Source organism: Ruegeria sp. CE8 (genome assembly GCF_056537465.1).
In genome coordinates this window covers 1-4,890 of the sequence record NZ_JBQFRP010000026.1, presented here as the reverse complement: position 1 = coordinate 4,890, position 4,890 = coordinate 1, and the positions used below count along the sequence as shown (strand labels likewise).

Sequence of the window (4,890 nt, the reverse complement as noted above, 5' to 3'; positions counted from 1 at the left end):
ACAGCCGAATAGGCAGTAGGCCAACGCAAAGTGTCGCGGGATGGAGCAGCCCGGTAGCTCGTCAGGCTCATAACCTGAAGGTCGTAGGTTCAAATCCTACTCCCGCAACCAGCGTCGGAATTCCAAAAAAGCTCCGTGCAGACTACAATTGATCCACTGGATCAATCTCTTAGCGCCTATACCCCGTCAGAACCATAACCAGAAGGGCAGAGGTGACAACACGATCTCCGAAGAAGCCATCATGGTCGAAGACATGGAGGCCGTTGCCGACGCAGCGCAACTGGACCACTTTTCGCTATTCGGCATGAGCCAAGGCGCGAGCATTGCCCTGCGATATGCTGTGAAACACCCCGAACGCATTTCTTGCATGGTGCTCTCTGGTGGTTTCGCTCGCGGTCGGCTGATGAGAGGTGACAAGGAAGCCGAAACTTTTGCCAAAACGGCCAGATACATGATGTAGGAAGGATGGGGGGTCCACGAACCCGATCTACCGTAACTTCTTTACCTCGAGTTTCCTGCCGAATGCGACTCCGGAAGTTCAGAGCGGGTTTGACGAATTGCAACGCATCAGCACAAGCACTGAAAACGCGCTTCGGATCTTGGACATGAACAACAGGATCGACACTCTGGAACTCACACGGTAAATCAGAGTGCCTACACTTGTAATCCACGTTGAGGAAGATCGCATTGTACCGGTGCCCGAAGGGCGGCTTCTGGCGCGTAACATCCCCGATGCGCGCTTCGTTGAAATTCCTGGGACGGATCATATCCTGACGACTGGCGCCAAGGGGTATGAGGAATTCTTTGACGAAGCACGCACTTTCCTGGCGGAATTCACAGGAGCGTCGCATCCCGACAATCCGAGAAATCACATTTGAAGTGAACCAAGATTCTATCGCTCAGTTTCTCGGAGGGCGTGTCAAAAACCATTTATCGCAAGATGCCCTGATTGTGGTCGTGACAATGCCAAACCTGCCCCAGGGATAACTCGTTCTAATGGCCGTGTTTTGTTTACCATCCGAACGTTCAGCCGAGTTCAACAAATTGCAGGGGAGTGCAACAGATCCCGCCTCTAAAACACCAGCGGCATGTTCCAAAATATGAAAAGCCGCGCATGATCACAGGGCTTTTCTGGGCTTCCCACAGATGTAGACCAATATTCGGTCACTAAACCCCCTACGCTTTTTTGCAAGGGGGCGGGAAATCTGCTATTATTGACCAATCCAAATTCTCGGCAGGTTTGGATTTTTGCGCCTATTTTCTATCGAGCTGCGATCCCGACCGCGCGAAACACACCGACCTGAACATCAACGGCAAATCCATAGAATTTGTCTTTTATCTACAATGAATTGTCGGGGGCATTAAACGTCCCGAACAAGATGCCCAGAACAAAAAAATTGATGAAAAATGTCGTTAACTTGTTGAGTTAAAACATAAATTCGACACAACGCGCGCACATCTGAAGCATCGCAGCTCTTTAGTCCTGATCCGGCCCGCACCTGCAATCGGAGGATTAGTGATGCTGGATACGACAAAGTGCCGTCGATCGCCGGGCGCATCGGACAGAAAGTCGGTCAAACCCTTGCGCCGTGGCTCGGCTGGATTGCTGCTTCCTGTGATGTTGGCATCGGTGCTCTCCGTGGCAGCGCCCGCCAAAGCCGAGCAATCTTTTGTCGTTGGCAGTGACCGTGGCGGGTATCTGCACGACCGGTTAATCGAGCTGGAGAACCTGCAGCGCAATGGCGTTCGGGTCGAAATACGGGGTCGCGTATGCTATTCGACCTGCACGATGTTTTTGGGATTGCCAGGAACGTGCGTCGATCCAGATACAGTTTTTGGATTTCACGGACCTTCGCGTAGCGGCCGTCGTCTTGCCCCTAAAGACTTTGACTATTTCAGCCGGGTTATGGCCTCATATTACCCCGAGCCTCTCAGGAAATGGTTCATGGATAAAGGGCGCAACCGAATAAATGGCGTTCACAAGATAAAAGGTGCCGAAATAATTCGAATGGGTATTCCTGCCTGCCGGACGGCCTGAGCCGGGGCTTGCCCAGGTGGGCTTGCAACGGTATTACGCCTTGGTTCCTTTCGACGACAGCAAAACTCTGTTTTGCGACCGGTCGCAGCAACCGTGCAGGAGACCATCTCAACGTGCTGTCATCGCTTTTTCAACGCTTTGGGCGCCGGGCGAAATTCATGACGCCGTCACCCGATAGCCCGGTGTGCATAATTGGCGACGTGCATGGTTGCATCGTGCAGTTGGAAAAGTTGTTGCGTAGGGTTCCACAGGATCACCGTGTCATTCTTGTCGGCGACTATGTTGATCGTGGCGAGGAAAGCGCAGCGGTATTGCGACTGATAAAGGACCGCGCGGATTTCTCCTGTCTGAAGGGAAACCACGAAGACATGATGTTGGATTTTCTGCGCCACCCCGAACAACACGGTTCACGTTGGCTGCGCTACGGCGGACTTCAAACTCTGGCCTCGTTCGGTGTCCGCGGGGTGCGCGCCGAGATGGGGGGCGCGGAACTGCTCGACTGTCGCGATGACCTGCTGGAAGCGATGGGCCCTGATTTGGTCCAGTGGCTGGATGAGATGCAAACATCCGACTATTTGGGCAACGTGCTTGTTACACATGCCGGCGCAGATCCGAATGCAGCGGCAGATGAGCAATCCGACAAAACACTCATGTGGGGTCATCCAGAGTTTCGGACGGTGGACAGGCAAGATGGTGTATGGGTCGTCTACGGCCACACAATTGTCGAAACACCCTCCGCGCGGCGAGGTCGGATATCCGTGGATACCGGCGCATACGCGACGGGCGTTTTAAGTGCTGTTTGTCTGGATGGCGGCGACCCTGTTTTTATCAGCGAACGCCTTTGAAAACCAGCTAACGAGCGACGATCGAGCGGTTGCGGTAAGGAAACCTCGCCGCATCGCGCTTATCTCTGGCGCATTTCAATCGCCGCAAAACCGGCGATCCAGACGATGATTTGCAGTTTGCTCGGGTGGTTTGGTAAGGTTAAGTGGTACGACACACAAGGTTTCATTCTCTGAACCAACCTGAGCCCAGCCTTGTCAGGTCGGGCCAACTTAAATACGAGTATCTTAAACCACGTTAAATATTGAGATTAATATGTTGATCAGCCCCGTCCTTCTTTGTGGTGGCTCCGGCACACGCCTGTGGCCATTGTCCCGAAAAAGCTACCCCAAGCAATTCGTTCCGCTGGTTGGTGACGAGACCTTGTTTCAAGCATCCGCCCGTCGGTTGTACGGCAAAAGCGGTCACTTGGAGTTCGCGGCTCCGGTTGTTCTGACCAATTCGGATTTTCGGTTTATTGTCGTCGAACAATTGCAGGCGGTTGGGATAGATCCCGGTACAATCATGATCGAGCCCGAGGGTCGGAATACAGCACCGGCGGTCCTTGCGGCCGCATTACATGCTTATACTCAGGACGCAGCGGCCGTTTTGCTGGTCGCCCCGTCTGATCACGTCGTCCCCGATACGGCAGCATTCCACGCCGCCGTTGAGCGTGGTTTGGCTGCTGTCAAGCAAGGCTATTTGGTGACGTTTGGCATCACCCCAACACATCCTGAAACGGCATACGGGTATCTTGAACTTGCCACTATGCCCGGAGCCGACGGTGCGCCTGTTCCGTTGAAGAAATTTGTCGAAAAGCCTGACCACGACCGTGCAACCGAAATGTTGGCCGCCGGGAACTATAAATGGAATGCAGGCATTTTCCTGTTCCGGGCCGCGGATATCATCGAGTCTTTCAAGGCGCATGCACCTATCCTTATGGAACCAGTTAAGGCTGCGGTGGAGACAGCGGTGCCGGATCTGGGGTTCTTACGCCTGGACCCCGAAAGTTGGGCACAGGCCGAAGACATTTCGATCGATTATGCCGTCATGGAGAAAGCCGAAAATCTTTCGGTCGTGCCATTTGATGCCGCCTGGTCGGACCTGGGTGGCTGGGACGCGGTATGGCGCGAAAGTGGACCGGACGCTCAGGGCGTGGTGACCAGTGCCGGAGCGACCGCGATTGACTGCCAGAACACGCTTTTGCGTTCGGACAGCGAGCAGTTGGAAATCGTTGGTATCGGATTGGAGAACATCATCGCCGTGGCGATGAATGACGCGGTATTGGTTGCGGATACGTCTCGAGCGCAGGACGTCAAGAAAGCGGTGACCGAGCTCAAGAAAAAGGGCGCGGCTCAGGCGACGACCTTCCCAAAAGACCACCGACCGTGGGGATGGTTCGAAAGCCTTGTGGTCGGAGACCGTTTCCAGGTGAAGCGTATCCTTGTTCATCCTGGTGCATCGCTCAGCCTGCAAAGCCATTTCCATCGTTCGGAACACTGGATCGTCGTTGAGGGCACGGCCCGCGTGACAATTGACGATCGCGTGGAATTGGTGACCGAGAACCAGTCAGTCTATATTCCGCTTGGCGCCACGCATCGAATGGAAAACCCCGGCAAGGTCCCGATGGTTCTGATCGAGGTGCAAACCGGCACGTATCTGGGCGAGGATGATATCGTCCGCTACGAAGACATATACGCGCGCGGGCAGGGTGCAAAAGGCTAACGAAAGCCCGTTCAAATAGACCGCTGGTGTTGGACGGACGGCGGGTAAATCTTGCCCCGCCGCGCCGACTGCTGTGATCAGGTCGAAATTCGTCTAGCTTCGCAGATACGGAGTTTGGAAACCGGTCTGTCCTTGGATAAGAAGGCTCGTTGCCTGGGCAACGTGCGGGTGGCTTTCTTTAACGAATTGGACAGCTAATTGCGGTTGTGTGCTGCGGCGTAGTTTCAAGTGGTTTGATTGCGCACCGCCTTTGGTATCTGGCGGTGCTTTTTATCAGTTTATCGCGGCGTTGATGGGTGTTGTGA

Annotated in this window: 5 protein-coding genes and 1 tRNA gene; all 6 read left to right on the top strand. The window is 54.2% G+C overall.

Translation table 11 applies throughout. The annotated features are described in order from the left end of the window. Nucleotides 1–34 precede the first annotated feature (34 nt). Nucleotides 35–111 (top strand) — tRNA-Met (locus tag ACR0AA_RS23165). Nucleotides 112–148: 37 nt separating this feature from the next. Beyond that, the gene (locus ACR0AA_RS23160) at nucleotides 149–460 is read left to right on the top strand and encodes an alpha/beta fold hydrolase (protein WP_480757732.1); all 312 of its coding nucleotides are present in this window, start codon (nucleotides 149–151) and stop codon (nucleotides 458–460) included. 190 nt (nucleotides 461–650) lie between these two features. Then, nucleotides 651–878 carry an alpha/beta fold hydrolase gene (locus tag ACR0AA_RS23155; RefSeq protein WP_480666391.1) on the top strand — a complete coding sequence of 76 codons (228 nt, stop codon included), beginning with the start codon at nucleotides 651–653 and terminating at the stop codon, nucleotides 876–878. Nucleotides 879–1,519: 641 nt separating this feature from the next. Then, nucleotides 1,520–2,038, top strand: a complete 519-nt coding sequence (locus tag ACR0AA_RS23150; RefSeq protein WP_480757730.1) for a hypothetical protein — start codon at nucleotides 1,520–1,522, stop codon at nucleotides 2,036–2,038. Nucleotides 2,039–2,196: 158 nt separating this feature from the next. Beyond that, nucleotides 2,197–2,883: a metallophosphoesterase family protein gene (locus ACR0AA_RS23145; RefSeq protein ID WP_480666389.1), complete on the top strand. Its 687-nt coding sequence runs from the start codon at nucleotides 2,197–2,199 to the stop codon at nucleotides 2,881–2,883. A gap of 253 nt (nucleotides 2,884–3,136) precedes the next feature. Then, a complete protein-coding gene (locus ACR0AA_RS23140) occupies nucleotides 3,137–4,585 on the top strand; it encodes a mannose-1-phosphate guanylyltransferase/mannose-6-phosphate isomerase (RefSeq protein ID WP_480757726.1) in 1,449 nt (482 codons plus the stop codon). Nucleotides 4,586–4,890: the final 305 nt, after the last annotated feature.